This is a genomic window from Candidatus Enterococcus moelleringii (assembly GCF_017377575.1).
Lineage (GTDB): Bacteria > Bacillota > Bacilli > Lactobacillales > Enterococcaceae > Enterococcus_A > Enterococcus_A moelleringii.
This window is the reverse complement of sequence record NZ_JAFREM010000040.1, coordinates 1-24,314: the sequence shown is the minus strand read 5'-3', so window position 1 is coordinate 24,314 and position 24,314 is coordinate 1. Positions and strand designations below refer to the sequence as shown.

Annotated in this window: 22 protein-coding genes; 7 read left to right on the top strand and 15 right to left on the bottom strand. The window is 40.9% G+C overall.

From position 1 onward, the window contains the following. Positions 1-231: 231 nt before the first annotated feature. The 3 genes from JZO70_RS21040 to JZO70_RS21030 form a co-directional block, all read right to left on the bottom strand. The gene (locus JZO70_RS21040) at positions 232-924 is read right to left on the bottom strand and encodes a DUF3800 domain-containing protein (protein WP_207675664.1); all 693 of its coding nucleotides are present in this window, start codon (positions 922-924) and stop codon (positions 232-234) included. Between the two features lie 210 nt (positions 925-1,134). Then, the gene (locus JZO70_RS21035; RefSeq protein ID WP_207675663.1) at positions 1,135-1,512 is read right to left on the bottom strand and encodes a hypothetical protein; all 378 of its coding nucleotides are present in this window, start codon (positions 1,510-1,512) and stop codon (positions 1,135-1,137) included. Positions 1,513-1,558: 46 nt separating this feature from the next. Beyond that, the gene (locus JZO70_RS21030) at positions 1,559-2,713 is read right to left on the bottom strand and encodes an ankyrin repeat domain-containing protein (protein WP_207675662.1); all 1,155 of its coding nucleotides are present in this window, start codon (positions 2,711-2,713) and stop codon (positions 1,559-1,561) included. Positions 2,714-2,944: 231 nt separating this feature from the next. On the opposite strand from JZO70_RS21030, the gene JZO70_RS21025 reads away from it, so the two are divergent. Together JZO70_RS21025 and JZO70_RS21020 are read left to right on the top strand one after the other, a co-directional pair. Then, on the top strand, positions 2,945-5,032 hold the full coding sequence (locus JZO70_RS21025) for an LTA synthase family protein (RefSeq protein WP_207675661.1): 2,088 nt from the start codon (positions 2,945-2,947) through the stop codon (positions 5,030-5,032). A gap of 137 nt (positions 5,033-5,169) precedes the next feature. After that, positions 5,170-5,343 (top strand): hypothetical protein, encoded by a 174-nt coding sequence (locus tag JZO70_RS21020; RefSeq protein WP_207675660.1) that lies wholly within the window; start codon positions 5,170-5,172, stop codon positions 5,341-5,343. A gap of 233 nt (positions 5,344-5,576) precedes the next feature. Here JZO70_RS21020 and JZO70_RS21015 read toward each other — a convergent pair whose 3' ends face one another. Continuing rightward, positions 5,577-6,386: a class I SAM-dependent methyltransferase gene (locus JZO70_RS21015; protein WP_207675659.1), complete on the bottom strand. Its 810-nt coding sequence runs from the start codon at positions 6,384-6,386 to the stop codon at positions 5,577-5,579. A 261-nt stretch (positions 6,387-6,647) separates the two neighbouring features. Beyond that, on the bottom strand, positions 6,648-8,084 hold the full coding sequence (locus tag JZO70_RS21010; RefSeq protein ID WP_207675658.1) for a sialate O-acetylesterase: 1,437 nt from the start codon (positions 8,082-8,084) through the stop codon (positions 6,648-6,650). 252 nt (positions 8,085-8,336) lie between these two features. Here JZO70_RS21010 and JZO70_RS21005 point away from each other — a divergent pair, with 252 nt between their 5' ends. Beyond that, entirely contained in the window at positions 8,337-9,140 is an 804-nt protein-coding gene (locus tag JZO70_RS21005; RefSeq protein ID WP_207675657.1) for a MurR/RpiR family transcriptional regulator, read from the top strand. 168 nt (positions 9,141-9,308) lie between these two features. Here the strand turns inward: JZO70_RS21005 and JZO70_RS21000 are convergent, their stop codons facing one another. The 6 genes from JZO70_RS21000 to JZO70_RS20975 all read right to left on the bottom strand — a co-directional run bounded on the left by JZO70_RS21000 (position 9,309) and on the right by JZO70_RS20975 (position 16,043). Further along, complete coding sequence (locus JZO70_RS21000) at positions 9,309-10,154, bottom strand: histidine phosphatase family protein (protein ID WP_207675656.1); 846 nt, start codon at positions 10,152-10,154, stop codon at positions 9,309-9,311. Between the two features lie 52 nt (positions 10,155-10,206). Next, the gene (locus JZO70_RS20995; protein WP_207675655.1) at positions 10,207-11,166 is read right to left on the bottom strand and encodes an alpha/beta hydrolase family protein; all 960 of its coding nucleotides are present in this window, start codon (positions 11,164-11,166) and stop codon (positions 10,207-10,209) included. 28 nt (positions 11,167-11,194) lie between these two features. Continuing rightward, positions 11,195-12,622, bottom strand: coding sequence for a glycoside hydrolase family 1 protein (locus JZO70_RS20990; RefSeq protein ID WP_207675654.1), 1,428 nt, complete (start codon positions 12,620-12,622; stop codon positions 11,195-11,197). Positions 12,623-12,666: 44 nt separating this feature from the next. Next, positions 12,667-14,076 carry a PTS transporter subunit EIIC gene (locus tag JZO70_RS20985; protein WP_207675653.1) on the bottom strand — a complete coding sequence of 470 codons (1,410 nt, stop codon included), beginning with the start codon at positions 14,074-14,076 and terminating at the stop codon, positions 12,667-12,669. A 1,300-nt stretch (positions 14,077-15,376) separates the two neighbouring features. Then, positions 15,377-15,520, bottom strand: coding sequence for a type I toxin-antitoxin system toxin PepG1 (gene pepG1 / locus JZO70_RS20980; protein WP_347565218.1), 144 nt, complete (start codon positions 15,518-15,520; stop codon positions 15,377-15,379). 205 nt (positions 15,521-15,725) lie between these two features. Beyond that, on the bottom strand, positions 15,726-16,043 hold the full coding sequence (locus JZO70_RS20975; RefSeq protein ID WP_207675651.1) for a DsrE family protein: 318 nt from the start codon (positions 16,041-16,043) through the stop codon (positions 15,726-15,728). Between the two features lie 241 nt (positions 16,044-16,284). On the opposite strand from JZO70_RS20975, the gene JZO70_RS20970 reads away from it, so the two are divergent. Continuing rightward, complete coding sequence (locus tag JZO70_RS20970) at positions 16,285-18,006, top strand: Na/Pi symporter (protein ID WP_207675650.1); 1,722 nt, start codon at positions 16,285-16,287, stop codon at positions 18,004-18,006. 196 nt (positions 18,007-18,202) lie between these two features. Here the strand turns inward: JZO70_RS20970 and JZO70_RS20965 are convergent, their stop codons facing one another. Next, positions 18,203-19,948 carry a DUF11 domain-containing protein gene (locus tag JZO70_RS20965; protein ID WP_207675649.1) on the bottom strand — a complete coding sequence of 582 codons (1,746 nt, stop codon included), beginning with the start codon at positions 19,946-19,948 and terminating at the stop codon, positions 18,203-18,205. 263 nt (positions 19,949-20,211) lie between these two features. Here JZO70_RS20965 and JZO70_RS20960 point away from each other — a divergent pair, with 263 nt between their 5' ends. The 3 genes from JZO70_RS20960 (at position 20,212) to JZO70_RS20950 (ending at position 21,512) form a co-directional block, all read left to right on the top strand. Continuing rightward, a complete protein-coding gene (locus JZO70_RS20960; RefSeq protein ID WP_207675648.1) occupies positions 20,212-20,499 on the top strand; it encodes a hypothetical protein in 288 nt (95 codons plus the stop codon). A 5-nt stretch (positions 20,500-20,504) separates the two neighbouring features. Next, positions 20,505-20,774: a hypothetical protein gene (locus tag JZO70_RS20955; protein ID WP_207675647.1), complete on the top strand. Its 270-nt coding sequence runs from the start codon at positions 20,505-20,507 to the stop codon at positions 20,772-20,774. 579 nt (positions 20,775-21,353) lie between these two features. Further along, positions 21,354-21,512: a hypothetical protein gene (locus tag JZO70_RS20950; RefSeq protein ID WP_207675646.1), complete on the top strand. Its 159-nt coding sequence runs from the start codon at positions 21,354-21,356 to the stop codon at positions 21,510-21,512. A gap of 238 nt (positions 21,513-21,750) precedes the next feature. On the opposite strand, the gene JZO70_RS20945 is transcribed toward JZO70_RS20950, so the two are convergent. From JZO70_RS20945 to dmpI, 3 genes are all read right to left on the bottom strand, one after another. Then, positions 21,751-23,538 carry a 1-deoxy-D-xylulose-5-phosphate synthase gene (locus JZO70_RS20945; protein ID WP_207675645.1) on the bottom strand — a complete coding sequence of 596 codons (1,788 nt, stop codon included), beginning with the start codon at positions 23,536-23,538 and terminating at the stop codon, positions 21,751-21,753. A gap of 71 nt (positions 23,539-23,609) precedes the next feature. Then, positions 23,610-24,050: a nuclear transport factor 2 family protein gene (locus tag JZO70_RS20940; protein WP_207675644.1), complete on the bottom strand. Its 441-nt coding sequence runs from the start codon at positions 24,048-24,050 to the stop codon at positions 23,610-23,612. Further along, the gene (dmpI, locus tag JZO70_RS20935; protein WP_242704064.1) at positions 24,047-24,241 is read right to left on the bottom strand and encodes a 4-oxalocrotonate tautomerase DmpI; all 195 of its coding nucleotides are present in this window, start codon (positions 24,239-24,241) and stop codon (positions 24,047-24,049) included. The genes JZO70_RS20940 and dmpI overlap by 4 nt, the downstream gene beginning before the upstream one ends. Positions 24,242-24,314 lie beyond the last annotated feature (73 nt).

The following is a 24,314-nucleotide window of genomic DNA, read 5'->3' as shown; positions in this document are numbered from 1 at the left end:
ATGGTTCAAATCTCTAATCATAGGCTATTAACGCATTAAAAAAGTACTTTTTATACTAAATTTCTACAAAAAAAAAGCCGCTCAAGGCGACTTCCCATGTAGGTTGGCGTACTTACATTACGCTTAATAACTATTATCAAATCCTACATGTACGCAGTATAGAACATATGTCTATCTGTACTTACATCATAACCAATCGATTCAGATTATGCAAGTTTTAAAGTAAATTAATTAAGGCAGTTTTAAGCATAAATGGTTAGGAATATTTCTCATCGACGGTTGATTTATCTTAAAGGATGTCCAAAGTCTATTTGCCAAAATATCACTCGCTTGCACCAAATAATTGTGCTTGGAGTCGCAATAACTGACTGAAATTTCTACATTTCCAAAAAATATAGGCTGATGGAACGTTTCATAATTGTAGTTTATTATCCCGTTTTTTAACTCTTCGTATACTGAGTCCCTGAAATTGTAGTACCCATTCGTTGCAGTAGCTTGCTCGTCAACACATATATTTATTCTCACATCTTCATTTGCATCCAATAAGCCTTTAGCAATAAGCTCTTCCATTTTCGCCTTCACTAATCGCTTCAGAGCGTAATCTTTAAACCTGTGTATCGAATTTTTCTCTTTTAATATACTTTGATGAACTTTGCTGATATCTACAGTCAAGCCCATACTTTGTTCATCTTTTAACACTCTATATAAATCATATTTATCACTGGGTTTTAGTAAACTTGCCTTAAGTTCTCCCTCTAAATTCTTATTGCTTTTTATTCTTTTCACTACTCCACAATATCTGCGTTTAGCATTTTCTTTAGCATCTTTTCCAACAAAGATCAAGCCTGCGTAGATGAAAAATCTATTTGGAGCGTTTTTATGCAGCACTCCGGAATCATCGAAAAATAAAAAGACTTCTTGCATTTTACGTCTCCGTTCGTATTTGATAATTATATTTTACATTTATATACTAAAATTACAAATAAAGGCCGAGACAATTTTATTTGGTATTGGATTCTCTATTTTTTGATCGTATAATCAAGTCAAGCTCACCATAAGTCTTCTTCCGCTTTGCGAATACAAAAACGAAAAAACCGTGTCTAATTAGTCCTAAACAATAGTAGAAACAACCGATTATCCATCAATACTGACGGTATCGAAGCTCGCTAAAATACCAGAAAACTCAATATCAATAATATGTGTGCCGTCGTACTCGTGGTTGCAATAACTGATAATGCCTGCATTCTTATCAAGAATCCTGATCGATGGTTCATGCAGCTTTTGCGGCATCCTATCTTTGCTGGCATGCGGGAAAAACTCATTAAAACCCTCATCAGCCAGTAACACATCACAAATAGTGTTCAAGCGGTTTGGATACGCCTTTAAAATTTCTACAGTGTAATCAGCAGTTTCTTGATTCATCATCTCTTTATCTAGACAAACTTCCAGACCATTTTGTTGCGTTCGATATTCCTTTGCTGCGGAATTGTAGGTAAAATTCTTCATCAACATGTCAAACTCCTTGTATAGTATTGGTGCCCTAATTTTCCCTAGATTTTTACCGCTTATACCCCGGTTCCTCCATTGTGATAGGCTCCGGATTCTCCAGCACCCACTTCACAGCCAGTTCAGTCAACCGAGCAGCTTCTTCCTCACCTGTCCCGTCACAGAGAGCTTCAACTAGCGCGGCGGTTTCTTTTAATTCTTCAGCAGGCAGCGCTTTGCCTGAACCGAGGAACTTCTGCAGTGCCTCCAACATTTTACGATAATCCGCATCCCAATTGGCGCTGCCGTTTCGATAGATTTCGTCAGAGATGCGGCCTGTTATGCGAATGGCCTCGCCTTGCACTGTCTTGGCATGTCCACTTGCAGGAACGAGCAGATTCCACAGTTCTTGATGTTGATCCTGCCAGCGAGTAGCGGTCACTGTAATAGGTGAATGGCCGTCGTGGACTTTCCGCTTGAAAACGGGTAAGACGTCAAAAGCTTCATACAACGATTCCAAGCCTGCCTCCGTTTCCTCTAAAAAGTCTGGATTAAAGTTACTTCGGGCAAACTCAAAGGATTTTCCGATGCGTTCTACTTCTTGTCTCGTTTCCTCCGTGATTGGTGCCCCGGCTTTCAGTAAAATTTCGGTAACTTCCGCCATCCGGCTAATGTGCGCGTTCTGGCATTGACCCAAGGCCAGCGAAAGCGGAGCTAGCCCACGGTTGTTTCGTACATTTATGTTTGCGCCGTTGGCAACTAGTGTCTGCACATGATTGGGGATATAGGCACAAGCCGCGGTGTGCAGCGGTGTTTCCCCTTGATTGTTAACTGCCTCAATATCGGCACCCAAATCAATAAACAGCTGAACATTGCTATGCCAAACGGCACTTTGGCGGTGTAAAGGTGTGTTTCCGTAGCTGTCTTTTGCGTTAATGTCCGCGCCCTGATCCACCAGCCAGCGGGCAAGCTCATCCGGAATGCCGCGAAAGGCCAGTGCGGTCTGTTTATTGTAGCTGCTATAAGCATCCAAAGCACATTTGTCGAATACTGCTTTCAGCGCGTCTATATCTCTGCCTTCCAACAATTCGTCAAAGTCTTTAGGCAAGGTTTTTCGCTTTTTGCTGGCAGAACTAGGTCTTTGCGGCTTTTCTGGTTGGCAGGGTTCAGGAGCTGTGACAGTTGGTGCAGGTTGCGCTTTCTTTTTGAATCGATCAAATAGTCCCATTATCGTCCCTCACTTTGTATTTATCTATTCAACTATCCGTGATATTTGCGGTTTTTTTCTATTATACCAGTTATTCACCCGATAAATCGAATCCATCATGACCAGTTATCGATTCACACATTCCTCAAAAGATATTAGTAAAAGTTGTAAATTTTAACAAAAATCCCTTTTCTATTTCTCAAAATGGTAAACTAATAGAAAGTTGTTTTCTTGAAAAAAGGGGTTCGTCAATTGAAAAATAGATTAAAGGGGTTCATAAACACCCGAATTGGTTTGGTAGTTTTGTTAGTCTGCTTACTTTGGTTCAAATCGTTGTTTGCTTATTTTGTGGAATTTGATTTGGGGATCGATAATGCGCTGCAATATTTCATCCTGTTTATCAATCCGCTGGCATCCAGCTTACTAATTTTATCGATTTCCTTCTATATAAGAAGAGAAAAGCTGGCGTATGTTACGGCCTTCGTTTTGTATGCGCTGCAGCTGGTGTTGTTGTTTGCCAATATTATGTATTATCGCGAGTTCACGGACTTTTTAACGGTGAACACAATCTTAGGCGTGGGCAAGGTTAGCGGCGGCTTAGGTGAAAGTGCGATGCAGCTCTTGCATGGTCGGGATTTGTTGTACTTTATTGACTTAGCAATTTTTCCGCTGCTGTTTTGGAAAAAGAAGCTTCAGGTTTCCACTCAGAAAATTCGTGCACGTCGGGCGCTTTCAATGTCTGCGTTGGCTTTACTGCTGTTTTCCGGCAATCTGTTTTTAGCAGAAACTAGTCGCACTGGCCTTCTGACGCGGAATTTTTCCCGCAATTATTTAGTGAAATATTTGGGTGTGAATGTGTACACCGTGCTGGATGGGATTCAGACTTACAATACGTATCAGGTTCGGGCGGAGGCTAGTCCCAATGAGCTGGTGGAGGTTCAGGATTATATGGCGGATCACTTTGCCCAACCGAACCCAGAGATGTTTGGGCTGGCTGAAGGGAAAAATGTCATCTACATCCATCTGGAAAGTACTCAGCAGTTTGTGATTGATTACAAATTAAAGGACGAAGCTGGTGTGGAGCATGAGGTGATGCCGTTTGTGAACAGCATGTATCATGATAAGAGCACCTTCAGCTTTGAAAATTTCTATCATCAGGTGAGTGCCGGGAAAACCAGCGATGCGGAGACGCTGTTGGAAACTTCGTTGTTCGGCTTGAGTCAGGGATCGTTGTTCAGCCAATTGGGGGATAAAAATACCTTTTATGCGGCGCCGGCGATTTTGAATCAGACGAAGGGCTATTCCAGCGCGGCTTTCCACGGGAATGCTGGGAACTTCTGGAATCGCAACGAGACTTATAAGCGCTTTGGCTATCAAAATTTCTTTGATGCTTCTTATTATGACGTGAATGAGGACAATTCTTTCCAATATGGGCTTCATGACAAACCATTTTTCCAGCAATCGGCACCTTATTTGGAGCATTTGCAACAGCCTTTTTATGCCAAATTTATTGCGGTATCTAATCACTACCCTTATGCGGATTTAGAAGGTGACAATGCCGGATTTCCAATGGCGACGACCGAGGATAAGACGATCAACGGTTATTTTGCTACCGAGAATTATTTGGATCAATCGGTGGAGGAATTTGTCAATTACTTGAAGGACAGCGGCTTGTACGAAAATTCGATCTTGGTTTTTTATGGGGATCATTATGGTATTTCTGAATCGCGGAATAAAAACTTGGCAGGTTTGCTAGGTGAAGACAGCGAAACTTGGAACGGCGCTAATCAAGCAGAGATGCAAAAAGTACCGCTGATGTTCCATATTCCTGGGGCCGAAAATGGCGGAATTCAATCGACATATGGTGGTCAAGTGGATGTGTTGCCTACCCTGCTGCATTTGTTGGGGGTTAACAGCCAGGACTATCCGTTGTTAGGACAGGATTTATTCTCAGCAGAACATAACCAGACCGTGGCCTTTCGTAATGGCGATTTTGTTTCTCCTGAGTACACCTCTCATCGTGGATCGTTGTACCAGACACAAACCGGAGAATTAGCAGAGGATGCTTCAGCGGCGGATGGCCTTAAAGAAGCGGTAACTACGCAGCTGGCAATGTCCGATAAGATCAATAATGGAGATTTACTGCGCTTCTATAGCAATGAGCAATTAGCACCGGTCGATCCGGCTGACTTTAGCTACAAAAATTCGCTGGGACGATTGGAAAAAGCGGAAACTGAACTAGCTGGTGAATCTCGGAGTGTCTATTCGCAACATGGCGGACAGACGACGGCGCCGTTGTATGAGACGAAGACGTATCAGGAGCGCCAAGGAATCGAGTAGGTTTTCTCCGCCAAGCACCACTTTTCTCCGCCATTTCAGATTATTTGGCGGAGGAAACTCAGCCTGCTCGACCTTTAACAAGCATACCTGCCCGCCAAATTTCTAAGTTGTGTTACACTCCCTTTGAGGTGAAAAACATGCGAAATACCTGGTTGGCTGAACAATTGCAGTCGTTGCAAAATGAAGAAAACAAGCTGGTTATCCAAGAAACGCTCCGCTACATCGAACAGCTGGAGGACGATAACGAAAGCTTGCAGGTGGCTTTAGAGGGAAATATCTGGAGTCCGAAAAAATGGAATGAAAAGCTTTAGCCGCGCTGGTTCAGCACGGCTATTTTTGACTCATCATAATCGTAAATGATATTTTGTGGGGGTGTAGTTGCAATGCTGTGACTACATGCTACTTATTGAAATGCTAATTGCTTTGCCAAGAGTGATTTATTCTTTCCAAACATACATTTTTAGTTTTTGTATTTTCCAACTGGGTAAAAACCAATCTATCATTTTATATTGTATAAGTTAGCAAATACAAATATTGATCGTTCTTATCTATCACTTTTCGCCACAACCATATAACTCAACGGAAACTTATCCAACACCTTTGTAGACTCATTATTCGCCATCTCTAAATTGTACTCCTCGATATCTTCCAAAATCATCCCATTCTTTATAAGGGCTTTCAAGATATCTGATAGCTTGTGCATGAACCAATAACCTTCCTTGGATTCATATTCAACACCACCGATATAATCTAGACCGTCCTTATACTGATAAGGTCCTTTTTCAAAGTATGGGATTAATAAATCAAAATCGGGCTTTTGGGCATCAAAGTCGACTTCAAATAGGTAAGCAATGGGATGCATTTCAAAAATCAGCAGTTGCCCACCCTTTTTCAACAAGCGGCTAACGACTGCAAAATACGCATTCAAATCTGGAAACCATTGAAGTGAGCCTTCTGATATATAAATGAAATCGAAATAATTGTTGTATTTATCATCAATGTCCAAAATATTGATTCGCTCGAATGTCGCATCCATTTCAGCTATTTCTGCTAGTTGTCTTGCTTCTAGGATTGCATTGTCTGAGATATCAAAACCAACTGCTTTTTTTGCCCCAAGTTTCATCAAGGATAGTAACTCTCTTCCGTTGTTACAAGGCAACTGACCAATCACTTTATCCGTTAAATCAATTTCAGCTAGTTTTTCTAATAGTACAGCATCGCAATCTCTGTCAAAGGTCGTAAAAGCAGAATCTTGGAATCCTTCTTGTAAAGAATTACTTCTGGCTTTTTGATGGTAATTTAAGGCTTCATTCCACGCAGACCGGTTGCTATCGAAGATATTTTTTGAATCCATGGATTTTCCTCCGTTATGTTTGTTACGTCCAATTATAACAGTAAATAAAAATAAATCGCTACTTATTATAAAAATAAGCAACGATTTATAAAAGCGTATTTGGCAGCATATTCACTTTAGGACTTCTTTTTATTATATGAGTTTGGTGCTTTTTTGATGTATTGGTACATCATCAAACACAGTAAAGCTTACAAATTTGGGAAGATAGACATCTCTTCCTTCTCTTTGTTAAGTTATTGCTTTGAAATAGATTCTAGTTCATCACTTTTCAAAGTTGAAGGGTGCAACCGGATAGCCGACTTCATTAAATAAAGCAACCACAGGAGCATTCTCCCAAGCATAGCTGATAGTATGACCAGTTCCTTCGATAATCAATTGATTTCCTTCGATAGAAATCTTTTCGATTGTTCCACCTGATTTAATTGCCGATTCCTCCAGCAATTTCAAAGAGGCGGCCTGATCCACTGTGATTACGATCTTGGTATCACTCCAACTGGCTACTCTTGCGACAGGTGCGTTGTCATAATAGACATTGTCTAAGATCTCACCGACGCGTTGACCAAGGACAGCTTTTTCGGTTGGATGGATATCCTCTACTTCGCCGCAATCCAAGGTGGTGATTAGGAAACTATCTTGATAGGTTTGAGCAGCCTGTGCTTGTGCCTGCCGAACACTTGGCCAATCATGCTGCGGTTTGTCTTTAAATATCGGTAATTGAACGAGATAAAACGGAACCTGCTCCATTAAATCTTTGCGCCAGCGCAGGATCAACCGTTTCAATAAATGATCATAGAGCGAGCCGATCACTGTATCCTCTTCTCCTTGATACCAGATCACGGATGAAAAGGTAAAGGGGGCGATTCGTTTGAACATCTTCTGATAAAGTCCGCCTGGTCGATTGAAGAGATACGGATTGGCTGGCGGCGGCCAAGGTGAATGTCCGATCTGTTCTTTGATCTGTCCTAAAGTCAGTTCAGGGTGATCTTCAACCCAGGCAGTGCGTTTTTCAGTGTATGCCTGATAAGTTGCCAAGTAGGTGGCAAATTCTGTATCAAAATATTGTTTCTCTTTTCCTTTCGTTGCTTCAACAAACGGGGCTAAAATCTGCTCATTCAGCACTGAATCTTCCGACAGATCGGCTTTACTCACCCAACAGCTGGCGCTGGTTCCGCCCTTGCTGCAAACAACAATACCGATGATCCGATCAGGGTAGTTCTTACGGTGTTCCTTTATAGCATAGTAAGCAACTGCTGATAACGTACCTAAGTTCTCTGAGCCCAGCTGTTCCCAACTCCCGAGAGACTCTTTCTCCAGCTCCAGCTGGAATTCAGGCATCGGAACTACGTGAAAGAAGATATTGTCTTGCTTGATTTGAGCTAGTTCCTCTGAATAATGAGCTTCTAGGGCCATTGTGTATTCCATATTGGATTGACCTGCAAAGAGAAAAACATCGCCATATTGAACAGTTAATTCCTGGATCTCGTTTTTGGTTTCAATACGCATCCCAGCGATCAATCCGTATGGTTGCGGCGGTACAGTGAAAACAAAGGCTCCCTTTGAGTCACTTATTTGACTTAAAGATAGTTCACTAATCGTAAGCGTGACCTGAAGATGAGGGTCGGTGACGCCATTGATCAAGTGATCCTTTTCTGCCTGTAATACCACATTATCGGTTAATAATGGATTTAAAGTTAGCATGGTCCTCAATTCCTTTTTATCATTTGGTCGCACCAGTAAATTGTTTGGTGATAGGAAACAATTTGCGGACACGACCTTTTAGTAATTTGTTACTCACGGGTAATTTCTTATGTAATATGTTACATATATGATACCGTTTTCTCGCAGCGAAGTCAAGTCGTTCTGTAATATATTTCTAGGTGCTATGATCGATTGAAATTTGTTACGTTTTTTGGTAGGATAAGGGTAAGAATACAGGGAAAGGATGTTGAGATGATGCACAATATCGAAGAAGCAATCACGATTCATTATACCAAGATGTTTAAAACTGATAAAAAGATTTTTGAGCAAATAATGGCTGATCCTGCACAATATGTGGGGCTGTCGATTCATGATATGGCTGATCGTTTTGATGTGAGCTCCCCCACTATTTTGCGAGCGATCAAAAAAATCGGCTACAGCGGATATCCAGAGTTTAAGCTGGCACTGGATTCATTTGTCAATGACAAAAACCAAGAAAAACCTGTCCATAAATCTTCCTTATTCCATGAAGTCATCAATACCTACGAGCGTTCATTTTCGAAGCTGAAGGAATTAGATATGGAAAAGGACATTATCGAGTTTGTAGAATGGATGCATGATTCCCAGGATGTTAAATGCATCGGCTTTGACAACACGGGCTTGGCCGCTCAGCAGCTGGTCTATTCTCTTTACTCTCAAGGAGTCTTTTATGAGGCGATCACAACAGAAACACAAATGCACTATCTAAGTCAGTCAGTAAAGAAGGAATGGGTCTACATCATTTATTCGGTTACTGCCATGGATCTATACAGTGAGCTGATCGACGCAGCCAATGATGCTGGTGCCAAAACCATCCTAATCACTATGAACAAAGATGCTGAAATAGCGAAAAAGGTTTCCAAATCCTTTGTCTTACCAGCAGCTTCCACCTTTTTAAGAGAAGACGGCTCATTGCGCCAATTGGATGTACGCTTTGAAATGTTCCTGTTTTCAGAAATTATTTCTTATTACTTCAACTGGATCGGTGATCAACGAGAACAAAAGACAAAAAAATAATCAACTAAAGCTGTCAATCCTGTGATGTGAAGGTGTCGACAGCTTTTATTGTGGTCTTTGCACAGCGAAAAAAGGGAAAGCTGATTACTCGCCTTCCCTTTTCATTATATGCATCTCGTTAATGGCTGAACTTCGGGTACGGAATCTTTTACGTGATTCATCTAGTCACTATTCTTCTGCGCCCTTTTCAGCGTAACTCATATCATTGATTGTTTCGACTTTCCACTTGCCATCTTTGTAGGTCGCTTTGGAAATACTTGCATTTTCTAAACCAGACATTGGGATCTCACTAGCGACACTCGAATCTAATTCATTCAGCAGTGTTGCTAAGGTCATTCCGTGAGAGACGACTAAGATTGACTGGTCGCCGTTTTCATTTGCCTCTTTGACGATATCATCCAATGCTGCTTTCGAACGTTTCGCTACGGTATCGTAATCCTCCGCTGGCCAATTCTCGTTTTCTTTGACATTTTCCTTGTCAATTTCAGCTAGATCATTTGAGATTTCTTTGATAAAGCCGTTATAGCCGCCGCCTTCTTTAGCTGCTTTTTCAGTGTATTCCTCGGCTGTTAAATCTTTCCGCTTGGCAATCGCCTCTACTGATTCGGCCCCTAGCGTTGATTCAAACGTGCCAAAGTTGAACTCCCGCAAGCGTTTGTCCTTGTTTATTTCTGCTTTTTGCCCGGCTTTGTCTAAGAGGATCTCTGCTGTTTCGATCGCTCGCCCACTATCGCTGGTATAGACTTTGTCAAATTTGATACTATCGCCGATACCAGTACCGACATCCTCTGCTACTTCTATACCGGCCGGCGTTAATGGGGCATCACTCCAGCCTTGTGATCTGCCGGTAGTGTTCAGCATTGTTTTCCCGTGACGTGTGAAATAAACAGTAACTTCTTCTGATTTATTCTCAGAAGCGGCATCGGTGGAATCTGTCGCAGCGCCCCCTCCTGAACACCCTGCTAACAGGCCTACTGACAACATTCCGACGATCATCTTTTTGAATCGCTTCATTTGCTTCTCCTTTCACCCTTGCATAGTTTATCTACTAGTTAGAACTGCGTCATTATTTCAATTTTTGGATTAGAAAATCAGCCGTCCGATCAATCGTATAGCCTTGTACACTAGTATCCTTTTCATCCTCAATATGTTTGAAGCCGTGATCAGCATTCTTGATTGTGCAGACAGATAATTCTTTTACATTCGTCGCTGCTCTAACTGCTTGGTCGGTTGTTTCCTTATGAATCGCGGGATCTTTTTCCGCTACTGCGATAAAGAGATTGCCTTGGTAATCATTGATCTTTTCTACAGGATTACTTTCTTTGACTTCTTCAAAGAAAGCCAAGCTCATATCAATGGCATACTCTTCGCCATAAAAATCGAATACGGCGTAATCATTTTCTTGTGCTTCTTGGTAATACTTTTCAACAGATTCCTTGCCGCCCATAAAATCATAGATGCCTTCGAGCCCGGGTGCAGCAGCAGGTGCCCAGAGCGCCGCTGCTTTAATCTGATCATTCAGCTTCAGCGCAGTCATGCGAGCGCCCATACTGTGTCCCATCAGGCCGATCTTGTCCTGGTCGATTTTGTAGTTTTCTTCCATATAGGTAAGTGCAGTATCCATATCGTCACTCATATTTTTTATCGTGTAATTGGTATACGGCTCTTCACTCTCGTTATTCCCAGCAAAATCAATCATGATAGACAAGATATTCTCTTCGGCTAACTTCTCAGCGATTTTCGGAAAGGCGCCATCGCCATCTCTTGATCCGACGAATCCATGAGAGAACAAGACAACTGGATAGCTTTCGTCCTCCATTTCCGCTGGCGTAACTATCGTACTATAAATCTTTGTGCCTCTGGTGGATTCAAAAGTGACATCCTCGCTTTTTACCTTCATGACCGCATCCTCCTTAACCTTCCCTTTACTATCGGCTGTATCTCCAGCCTTTGTCTGACATCCGCTAAACACGACACACCCTACTAATACCAACAATAAAAAAGCACGTTTTTTCACTTTTCTCATTGATTTCCCCTTTTCTGCCTATCGTCTGTTAGTGGGAGGCCTGCTGATAGGTCAATGGATTCGTTTTGTCCCAAAGGTCTTCGCCATTACTAGCGATCACCTGTTTAAACCACTCAAAGCTCTTCTTTTTATAGCGTTTCAGATCCTTTAGGTCCGTTTCATCGCGATTCACATAGATAAAGCCGTAGCGTTTCTTCATTTCGCCTTGCGAGCTTAAGATATCGATGGGGCCCCACGTTAGAAAGCCCATCAAATCAACGCCGTCTTCAGTTACGGCTAAACGCAATTGCTCCACATGGTCCCTTAAATAATCGATCCGATAATCATCTGCAACCGTCAAATCCTCATTCAAGCTTTCCTTGACGCCGATCCCGCATTCTACTGTAAAGACTGGCATTTTGTACCGATCAAACAGCTCCTTCGCTGCTAATCGCAGGCCTCTTGGGTCAATGATCCAGCCCCATTCGCTTACATCCAAGAACTCATTTTTCGGCTGTGTTCCGTCTAAGAAGGAATCCAAGAAGGAGTTAACAGTGATATCGGCACCGGTTTTAGCCATTGCGCTTTGGTAATAACTAAAGGGTAAGAAATCGACTGTTCCTTCTTTTAAGTACTGCTTGTCTCCTTCAGTGATCTCAGGCATGATTTCATTTTTTTGCCAATCATGAAGCAGGTCTTGCGGATATTCCCCATAGACAAAGACATCGGTTGATTGATAGGTCATCCGGCGATTGGCGATCTGAGCACTTAGGATCGCATCTGGATGACACGTTTCTGGATAAAATGGTGAGAAGGCAACCATCCCGCCGACTTGAGCGTGAGGGGCAAATGCCTTGACTAAGTGCTTCACAGCGGCTGACGCTAAGAATGAATGATGCTGCGCCATTGCCTCACAGCGCGCCAACTCTTTAGGATCGGTATCCTTCGGCAGCAGATCGCTTGTCAGAGTGTGCGCGACATTTTGTTCATTAATTGGAATATAGTAGTTCACTCTTTTGCCGAAGTGCTTGATCACGACCTCCGCGTATTTCTGATAGGCTTCCAAAACCTTTCTTGATTGCCAGCCGCCATACTTCTCAGCTAATGCATCCGGCAGATCAAAGTGATACAAGCAAATGATCGGCTCGATCTTTTGTGCAATCAGTTCATTGATGACACGGTCATAAAAGTCTAACCCTGCTTGATTCACTTCCCCTTCACCGTCTGGTAAAATTCGCGCCCAGCTTAGTGAAAAGCGGTACGAATTAAAGCCCATTTCAGCAAACAGGGCAATATCTTCCTTGTAATGATGGTAAAAATCGATGCCATTTTCCCAGTCTGACGAGGTTTTCGCGTGAGTAGATTTTTTCTTAGTATCGTAGACAGTTGGACCTTTGCCATCTGTATTCCAGGCACCTTCTGCCTGCATGCTTGAGACGGACCCGCCCCACATAAAGTTCTCTTTAAATGTAGCCATAATTACTCTCCTCTTCTTGATTCAATCCTGATAATTAGTAAGGATTACGCCACTTCTTCTTCCTCTTTCCAGAAGAAGTACACCAGGGCAAAAGCCAGTGCCATCGTCACGATGATTCCAATTACCAATCCATAAAAGCCTTGATCAATCCCATTTGGTCCGATCACGCTAGGAAGCAAGAAGATTCCAGCAATCAATGAATAGCCCTTCGTTCCCATCAATCCAACAATCAATCCACCGGCTACTGAACTGACGCAGCCTAAAATGAATGGTTTTCTTCTAGGTAAATTGATCCCGTAGATCGCCGGCTCTGTTACCCCGAAGATGCCTGAAATAAATGCTGGATAAGTCATAGCCTTCAGCTTTTTATTTTTAGTTTTTACCATAACCGCCAAGACTGCGCCCACCTGTCCAAAAATGCCGATGGTTGTGGCTGGAATCGTCATATCATAGCCAAGTACAGCTAAATTGTTCAAGGTGATTGGTACGATGCCCCAGTGAACGCCGAAGATCGTACAAATTTGCATTACTCCTGCTAAGACAGCAGATGTGATGACCGGACTCAAGTTATACAAAGCTTGGGTTCCTGCCCCAAATAGCTGCGAAGCCCAGGTCGCAATTGGACCAATAACGATGAAGGTCAGCGGGATCACGATTAATAACGTTCCAGCAGTTACAAAGAAAGATTTCACGACATCTGGTACAATTTTTTTCAATCCGCCTTCGACCTTTGCGGCGATCCAGGTGGCAACGATGATCGGAATAACACTTGATGCATAGCTCATCAAAATGACTGGAATTCCTAAGAAGGTCAAGTGAACTGGTGATTCGAAAATCGTTCCTGTAAATAAGGTATACAAAGGCTCCTCTGCCATAATACCTGCCAGTGTCGGATAAACCATTGCGGTTCCGATCGCCATCCCGATAAAGACATTGCCTCTAAATTTCTGTGCCGCAGTATAGCCTAAGAACACCGGGAAGAAATAGAAGAAGCAGTCGCCAATGATACTCAAGACTTGATACGTTCCGGAAGTCATGTCCAATAGCCCAGTTGCGACAAAAACCATCGTTAACCCTTTGATCATCCCGGTTGCTGCCAAAATTCCTAAGGTTGGCGTAAATACACCGGATACTAGATCAATAAAACGATCAAAAATCGATAGCTTCTTGTCATCGGTTGGTTCATCTACAAAATTGTCGCCTTCATTAATTTTATAAATAGTATTGATATCGTTGTAGACATCTCCTACTGAATTACCAATAACTACCTGATACTGCCCCCCACTTTGAACGACGGAAACAACACCCTCTGTATTTTTCAAAATCTCTGTATTTGCCTTGCTTTCATCCTTTAACTTGAATCGTAAACGAGTCATACAGTGAGCGAGATCGTTTACATTTTCTTTTCCCCCAACATTTTGCACGATCGTCCGTGCCAGCTCTTCATATTTCATCAGTCATTTTCCTTTCCTTATTCCTGCTTGATTGAAAAAAATAAGTGCAATAGATGTTGTTAAATGAATTTGTTCTTGACGCTTTTCAATCCTTTTTCCGTTATTCTCCTATCACCAAAGAATAACCAATTGTGTGGTACTAATCTTGCTTTTTTAGAATTTGTTACTAAAATATTTTTAAAGATGAAACATATTACACTTTGAATGATAACGGTTTCCGCAAAGGAAGTCAATAGGTTTTTGAAATATATTCTAATTCGAATACGGAAAATGAAATTAGTTACATAGAGGTAATCCAAGATCCTTATCGCAGGCGTTTTGCTAGGATTTCGACCTCCTTGTCTATGAATGCAAAACAAAAAACTCGAAAGAATTGCGAGTTCCTCCAAGTTTATTAGTTATGGTTAGAGGCATTTTGACAACTGCATCTAAAACGAAAATTTCACGTCTTGACTGAAATCAGCTTATATATAGAAGGATTGAACAATTAGAGGAGGATAACGAGAGCTTGGAGGTGGCTTTAGAGGGACTATCTGGAGTCCGAAAAAAAGGGATGAAAAACTTTAGCATTCGCAATTAGACCGGCAAAACGCATAACAGTACGAGTATTTTTTTCTTTTAAACTGCTTATTGCTGTACATTATATCATGTTTTTAGTTTTACCTGCACAGCTGAAAAACGTAGGCAAATAGAATCGTAACTGAAGGAAAGAGAGCTCGATCGAAGGTTTGGGCGAAGAAATAGTATCGTTAGGTTGTCTTATCAAGCTACTAGTACTGGTAATCAAGCACGTTGTGAAACAACAGCTAAAACCCCTGTTTGCAATATTAAAATGGTTGTAAAGCATCTTTATATGTAACTTTCCGTGATCTGAATAAAGTTTAGATTGGTCAATTTTTTCAGCTCGTGATAATTGAATTATTTCTCCGCCATCACCTCTTTTCTCCGCCATTTTATATCATTTGGCGGAGAAAAGAAGAGTTGCTTTAAAATTTTATGCATAGATGCTTGCAGTGATGGATCGAATTATTGGAGAAGTGAAATAAATATCTGGACAAAAGAGGTGCGGTAATGTAAATTCTGAGAAAATATTGAGGTTGATTGTAGTCACAATACATTTCTCTTAGCTAATTGTCAAAATTGGAGGAATTGTCGGTATAAGTTTTTACTGAGCTATGGTATAATAAACACGAAAAGGGAAGTTGCTACAACAACTTCCCTTGAGACAGCACCGCTAAAGACGGTGGCCAAATTTAACTATTTTTAAAGAAAATAATCGTCCTTCGGCTAAAGGTGACGGTTATTTTTCTTTGTCGTTTTTAAGCAACTTAACAACCAAGCTTACCAGAGCAATGGTAAACATACCAAAGCCAAGGATTACTTGTATTGTTTCATATGCTGACAAAAGGCTTCTCCTTTCTCCAGATTTTCGAAGTGTGTTCATAAAAACCACCCCACTTTTCGAAAAGATAGCCACCGTCATTCAACTAATTACCTTACTGTCCTGCTACTATTATAGCATTCCTTCACTGAGTTTACTTTTAAACTTTGGAGAGTACAGATAAAATTTAAGGGTGCTTTTTCAGCAGAGAACTCAGAACTATAATAGAAGAAAATCGCCGAACTGTTTTATCCAGTTCGGCGATTTTTTAGGGTTTGATATACGCATAGCCTTCATGCTGCAGTCGGACCAGGTCCATCACCCCAGCAGGCACTACTTCGATGGCTTCCAACAAGTCATCTTTTGCAATATGATAAGCATTCATGGCGTTGTTGCAAGCATGGTAGCTCACCTTGGGGCATTCTTTCATAAATTCCACCTGTGCTGGCAACAGATAGCCTTGAATAGCCTCCCCATTGACAACTAACACGATGGTGGCATTTTTATCGGCAGTTAATAGATTTTTGATGTTGTGACGGGCTTCACTGAGTTTGGTTAACTCATCGACATGAAAAACAACTTTCAACTTTCCTCTCTCCTTTTATCATCTTTTTCAACCTTTAGATTAGCTGAAATGATCAAAAAAGACAAAATATACGAACGGATTCGCTATTTTTGTCGAAATTCACCTCGCTCATCTGGAAAACCGTTTCCGTTTTTCTATTTTACAAAAGAATTTCGCTTTAAATGCAAAAAACAGTTTACAGGAGCCCTTTTTTTTATTATGTTAGATATGGTGGTTTAAAAGATGTGATGGAGGTTGTGCCGTGTCTTATCAGGAAATGTTTTTTATGTTTTTAGGCGGCTTAGGAATTTTCCTATTTGGTATTAAGTATTTGGGTGATGGTCTGCAAAAGGCGGCCGGCAATCGGCTGCGGGAGATTTTGAATCGATTTACTTCGACACCTTTGCGGGCTGTATTAGCTGGAATTATCGTCACAGGTTTGATTCAAAGCAGTTCAGGGACAACGGTACTTGCCGTGGGTCTGGTGAGTGCTGGATTTATGACCTTGAAGCAGGCAATTGGGGTAATCATGGGGGCCAACGTCGGGACTACCGTAACCGCCTTCATCATCGGGTTTAACCTGAGTGAATACGCCCTGCCAATTATGGGTGTCGGTGCCCTGCTGCTATTTTTTACGAAACGAAAATCGCTGCAATATATCGGACAGATTTTATTTGGTTTTGGTGCGCTGTTTTTTGGTTTAGAATTAATGGGCAGCAGCATGGACCCGCTAAAAGATCTGCCGCAATTTAATGATTTGATGGTCAGCGTTTCTCACATGCCTGTTTTAGGGGTGGGAATCGGGACTTTACTAACAATGGTGCTGCAAAGCTCCAGTGCCACTATTGGGATTTTACAGCAGTTGTACATGCAAGGAAGTCTTGGACTGTCAGCTGCGTTGCCGATTTTATTCGGTGACAACATTGGAACAACAATTACCGCAATTATCGCTTCTTTGGGAGCCAGTGTGGCAGCTAAACGAACCGCCGCGTCACACGTGATTTTCAATTTAGTTGGTGCGTTGATCTTTACTATTTTGTTGACGCCATTTACGCAAGTGGTGATCTTTTTGTCGAATACCTTTGACCTGAATCCGGCGATGCAAATTGCCTTTGCCCATGGGCTGTTCAACTTATCCAACCTGGCAATTCAATTCTGGTTCATTCCGCAAATTGAGGCATTGGTGAAGAAAATTGTTCCAGGAACCGAAAAGAACTTGAACATCCGGCCAACAGCTTTGAGCGATGCGTTGATTTATACCTCGCCGAATATGGCGATCGAACAAGCATCTAGTGAAGTCGTGCAAATGGGTCGTTACGTGTTGTCGGCAATGGATGCGGCCAAGAGCTTTTATCTGGATCCGAAAAACGAATGGCAGGAAGATGTTAGTCAATACGAAGAGGCGATCAATCGTTTTGACGTGGAATTGACGGAATATCTGGTGAAGATTTCAACAGCCGAATTGTCTGAGCTTGAGAGTCAGGAGCAGGCGATGCTGATGGAATTCACCAAGGACTTCGAGCGGATGGGCGATCATTGTATCAACATCATTCGCTACATTGAGGAATCCATCGCCCGGGAAGAACGGCAACGCCAAAGAGACAAACGGGACAAAAAAACCAGCTCCCGTCAAAGCTATATTCTCTACGATGAGGACTTGGAATTGCTGTTTGACAAGGTACGGAAAAATATCCGCGACGCCCTGACTGTTCTGGAAGAAGACGATTCTGAATTGGCCGAAAGAATTTTAGAACGGGAAAAAGAAGTCAATCAACTGGTAGAATTACTGCGGAAGAAATACATTCGCCTGATGAACACCGGCGAAGGCCGAGCAGGCGACAGTGTCGTATTCATCGACATCAGCTCGAATCTAGAACGTTCCAGTGATCGTACCCTGCATATTGCTAAGTACATCCTGGGGAATAAATACAACTTTAAAGCCTATACCAAGAACTTCCAGTATGTTGAGACGGAAGATGAGTAGAGGAGATTTTTGAGGACATCCTGCGGGGTGTTCTTTTTTTGCAGTGGAAAAGCCCAATCCTCTGGTGTGAAGGATTGGGCTAAGTGGACACTTTTCCTCTAAATGATTCTTTTTTTTAGTTACGAAATGTACATTGAATTCTCCATGACAAGCTAGCTCATCTGCTAAAAGCTACTATTAAAAAGACGAATTGAAATTATTTGTCTATTGCTATTTTTAAAATACTATCCTTTTCTTCAGAAGAAGTACTAGTAATTGCTTTAACTTCTATAAGTTCGCCTTTTTCTTTATCTCTATAGAGTAACTTTGCAGAAAATTTGATAAAAGCATTTGAATTAGGAGAATAATTACCGATATTGTAACCAGTGGTCATGCCATCACTAACATCAACCGGTTCAAATTCAGAACTACCATTTGCTATTTGAGTGCTATCTAACGCATAATTTAATTCTTTTGGTAATTCCATTTTTATAATCACATTTTCCATATCCGTATGTCCGGTATTTTTAAATTCAACTAGAAAGTCTACAAGCTCGCCATGTTTAACGTCCAGTGTTGGCTGCCAGTCATTTTCATTGTGTCTTGATACTCGAATAGTCACTTTAAAATTGGGCTGAACAACCTCGAACCTATATACTACTTGACCGTATTCATTCGGTGGAATTGTACCATCTAAATGATCAAAACCAATTTTCGCTCCGTCTGAAAAGAAGCTGTCATCAACTTTACTATCATTTACTGGTCCATTGCTTATTATCCGCGTAGATTCTGGAATAAGTTTTAATGACACATTTTCCATCGATCTAATTACAACGGAATTCCAAACTTCTTTTGGTTTGGCATTGCTAGCATCGATGATCGCGTATATCTTCTTAGCTTCATCCTTCTTTACTGTTTGCGGAATGTTAGCCTGCATTAGAACATTTTCAGCGGTAATACTTTTAGAATTGTTGTGAAAAAAATTGATAACTTTATATTCAGAACCTACCTCTAAAACTACTTCATCTTTCCATTCGCTACTATCTACTTTCTTGATTACGCAAAAGTTTCTTTCATCTCCTGAAAAAAAACCAGACAGATTAGCATTTTCTATAGAATTAAAAACGACTTCATCCGGCAAATTCAACGACGAAAAAGTTTTTCTAGCAGGACCCCAACCAGCCTTCACTTCTTGAACTTCAGAAATCTCAGTTTTTAAAGAAGTATCGCCTCTTGCAATTTTATTGAATGTATTTTGATTTTTTATGAAGAGAATAATCGATATAGCTAAGCAAATTATCGCCACCCAAATATGAATCGTTTGCCTAGTCGTTTTTTTGTTTAAGGGCTTCTGAATCGGAGCTTTAGGAGTACGTTGCCCCACTTGTTTCTGTTTATCCTCTTCGTACTTTTTCCGCTCATCATTTTCATCAACTTGTTCAGTTTTATTTTTTCCTAGTTCATTATCCCTGAATTTTCCAAAGGTTAAAATATCCGTAACAGTTGTTTTGTAGTGCTTCAAATTCTTTTTCTTTGAGTTTTCACCGGTCCTTAGCACTTCTTCTAACACGCTAGTAGTGAACACTTCAATAGGCTCATCTGAACAAGCTAATAATTTTTCTTTCTGTCCAACGTTAAAATCCGTTACATTAATAGCTGCAATAATAAGTTGTTTGAACTCAGCTTGCTGAATATTTTCATTTAAAGTCTTTGATATGAATTTTTCCAATTCAGGGTTTTCTTCATGTAGTTTCAAGGCTAGTTCAGCTTTTGTCTGACACCTCATATTATTCAGTCTCCAAACATAGTCTTGATTTTTTTGTATATTTAAAAACTCGCTATCCTTGCCGTCAATTGTCCATATAAGATTTCTTGTAAAGTCAGATTTATTGAAGTCTTTATTATCGTAAGATGACTTATCAAGCAAATCTACAAATACAGCATATCCAAAACTAGAATACATACCTTCACCCCCAAAAAAATCTTCGTTTCATTAAGTTTCACTAGAATTTCACTATTCTATCACTAGATTGGCACTTATAAAATCTGTTTTAATAAAGATACGAAGACCGAGCCAATAGTAAACTCACCTTATTATACCAAAGGCAACTGCACATTGTCTTTGGCCTTAACAAGATAAGTAGTAATCACCCTTGAGAAGCTAGTTATATGCACGATGACTAATTCTCAAGTGATTAAATATATTCAAATAGGAGGAAATCAAAAATGGACAACCACTTAAGCATCTTTGACCGCAGCAACACCGACAATTTACCAATGGCAACCAAGTGGGCAATTCAAAAGCAAGGCGGAGAGAAAGTAAAGGAAGTGATGCTTTCCAAGCTCCATGAAGATGGAAGAGCTTATCTAACTTATACTGCACTGGAACACGCTGGCACCTTGTCAGCATTGGAACAACACTTGACGAATATTACTCCTCAAGCCGCTGAACGTTACCAATACATTGTAAATAGTTATGTAATGGGTGCCAGCAATAGATTAGCCAGGTGGTAAATATGATGACTATATTGTTAATACTATTAATATGTTGCGTATTGTTTTTAGTCTACTTGGGCATAGTATCATTACTTTCGTCTTTGGAAATTATTCAGTTGAAACACCAAGTAAAAACTGAACGTGAAGCCTTGCAAAAAGAGTTGCGCGACTTAGACCGAGAAGCCTATCAAGCTTTCAACCAGATACTCAAAGAATCTATGGATGTTGCTAAAGAAAACTACCAAGAGCAACGACAAAACTATACTGATAGAAAAGACGTTGAACCCATTTAAACTTCTAGTGAGGTAGCGATATAAGCTACCTCAAGCCTAATGGTTATTTAAAAAACTTTGTCACCATGTATGCTGTAACGGGGGATAGCAATGATTAAATTAATAAGAGGGATATTGTTTATCGTCTTTACCATTTACTGTTTTGGCTATTGTGCATATTACTTATTTGAATATAATCTCTGGACAACTGCGCTGTCACCATCAAACTTTCAATCGATTCTATATCTGCAATTTTTGATGGTTATTTACACGTTAATCTCAGTTTTGTTGATCCGCAATATGTTACCTTTGAAAATAGTGATAATTTTCCCCTTCTTAGTTTTGTTGCTCAGCAATACCTACTCAAAAATTCCGTCATATGTCTATGAATATAGTCTTGGAGAAATGTTGCTTTCGTGTTTAGGAGTTATTATCATCCAATTTATAGCATTCCTTTTGTGGTTCTCACTAGGTCTAGTCATTTGTGGATCAATAACTATATTTCTTAGCGATGTACTTCCCAACTGACTTTAAGAAAACTTGTAGTTAGAATTACTAAGAAGGCCACTCATGTAAGCAGCAATCAGAAGAGGTGATGGTATGATTAAAAAAGATAAAACAACTGCCTCAACTGGACATTTTATTGAGGAAGAAGAAGAAAATTCGATTTATTACAAACGGAGTTATATGCTGAAAGGAGCCTATATTTTATTGATATTTGAAGTAATAATTTTCATGCTTTTATGTATCTTTTGGTAAGTATCTAGTCTATTCAAAATTACAATAATTATCAATAACTTCCAGTATATTGAAACGGAAGATGTGTAGCGGAGATTTTGAAGGACATCCTGTGGGGTGTTCTTTTTTTGCAGTGGAAAAGCCCAATCCTCTGGTGGAAGGATTGGGCTTTTGTCGATCGGTTAGATTGTTTTGCTCAACAAGAAATAATTTCGCTGACAGCAGCGTAACCATCAATACTGTATCTTTCCCTTATTTTTTAGATAATAGCAAGCTGATCGGCTAGTGATACGTCAACATTGGCTAAAATCCGCTGAACAATCTTGTCTACGGACATCCCGCTTTGTGACAGCAGCTCAGGTGCATCATATCGATCATGGAACAGTTTATCCACGCCATAATTGATCACTTTTACGTCTTTATCTCCCAGATAGCTGGCTACTGTTTGGCCGTAGCCCCCTTCTAAAACACCATCTTCTAACGTTACAACTAGGTCATGATTATTCTCTAGGCTATCCAGTAATTCTTGATCCAAACCGGAAATAAATTTGGGATTGATCAGGGTAGCTTTAATGCCGTGTTTAGTACTTAATTCTTCCGCAACCTCTAGGGCTAACTGATAAAAATTGCCCACCCCAATGATTGCAGCTTTAGCACCTTTTTGAGTAACTTCATTTTTATAACGCTGGGAATAGTCGGTCGTATCCGCCACGCCGGTCTCTTTTAATTCGCCCATTGGTACGCGGATGGCTACTGGGTGATCTGACTGTTCAATCGACCAATCCAGCATCGCCAAGTATTCCTCTTTGTTAGTGGGTGCTAAGTACACTAAATTCGGAATGTGACTTAGCATCGGGATATCGAAAATACCTAAATGACTTTCATCATTCATGCCATTTACCGAAGCCATAAAGACTAAAATGGTTCCTGGCAGATGGTTTAAGGCCAGGTCATGGGAAATTTGATCGTAGCTGCGTTGCATAAAGGTAGAAAACACTGCCCAAATCGGCTTCGCGCCATTTTTAGCTAAGCCAGCAGTCATGGTCATGGCATGTTCTTCAGCAATGCCTACATCCACATATTGTTTTCCTAATGCCTTGCGCTGCTCTTGGCTAAATAGGATCATCGGGGTACCGCCATTTACCACCACAACCTTAGGATCATTGGCCATTTTATCAATCAAAAGATCCGCAGTTGCGCTGGTATAAGTTGGAACAGCCGGACCGCTGGAAAGATACTCGCCGGTTTCCAAGCTAAAGGGACCGCCAGCGTGGAAATCCTCACGATTTTCCTCAGCATATTTAAACCCAAAACCTTTAATAGTATGGATGTGCAGCAGAACTGGATGATCGGCATCCTTGACGCTTTCAAACAAACCGATTAGCTGCTCCACATTGTTTCCTTCCTCCAAATAATGATACTCAAAGCCTAACGATTTAAAGAAATTATCCTCTGCTTGACCATTGGAGTCTCTTAGATTTTTCAGGTTCTTATAAATCCCGCCATGATTCTCAGCAATCGACTGATCGTTATCGTTCACGATCACAATCGTATTTGTCCCCACTTCAATAATATTATTCAGTCCTTCATAAGCCAGTCCACCAGATAAGGAGCCGTCGCCTATCACCGCTACAACGTTATAGTCCTCTGCTTTTAAATCCCGCGCTTTTGCCACACCGTTGGCTAATGAAAGTGAAGTGGAGGTATGCCCGATGGTGAATAGGTCATGCTCGCTTTCTTGCGGATTGGTGTACCCCGACACATCCTCATAATGATCAGGATCGGTAAATGCTTGACCTCGTCCGGTTAGCATTTTATGAATATAGGATTGATGAGATACATCAAAAATAAATTTATCCTTGGGTGAATCGAAGACATAATGCATCGCCACCGTCATTTCTACGACCCCTAAATTGGGACCGTTATGTCCGCCATATTGACTGACTTTTTCCAGTAAAGCGGCTCTAGCTTCATCTACCAGCACCTGCAGCTCTTGGCCGGACAATTCTTTTACCTCTTTTGGACTTTTTATCTTTTCTAAAAACATACTATCCCTCCGATTCGTTCACTCCTGGAACCAGGCAATTGAACTTTCCTGTAAATTATTTTATCTGATTTTTAAGCTAATTCCTTCGTATCAGAAAACACAAAATTCTGTTCTCTTTTGGCAATGCGCCATTGACCCGCATCCTTCACATAGCTGTCTTCGCAGCGAACGCGATTAGTTGTCAGCAGCTCTTTGCCTTCTACTTCATCTACGAGTGAAGCTAAAAGGTACCATTGACCGCTTGCATGAGTATCGTCTTGAAAGTCTACTACCTGCAATCCGCTAAAATGGAAAGAATCCTTTGGCGTGCCGAATCCTTCAAAGGCCTCAATTAACTCATCGATGCTGTTCAAATCCATTCCTAATTGATGATTGAAATAGATTTTAACCTGGCAATCCGCGGTAAACATCTCCCGGTAAGCCTCTAAATTATTTTCGTCAGATTCAATGGCAAAACGATCCACCAGTTCCTTTAATTCCAGCCGTGCTGCTAATTCTTCAATTGTTGTCATTCATTTTTCCTTCTTTCACTTAATAATTGTCCGCCGACTCCCACATTGTCTGAATCGTATTCTTGAATCATCACATGAAACGCGGCTTCTGGTTTCTCCATGATTCTGGCTGCGTTTTTGGTAAAATCCTTTACCAGCTGCTCTTTTTGTTCCTTACTTAACTTAGTTGACTCTAAACGAATGATTGGCATCTCTTACAACTCCTTACTATCCGTTTATTAAACACATATTAATTAACTATGTGTAACTTATAAAGAGATTAAC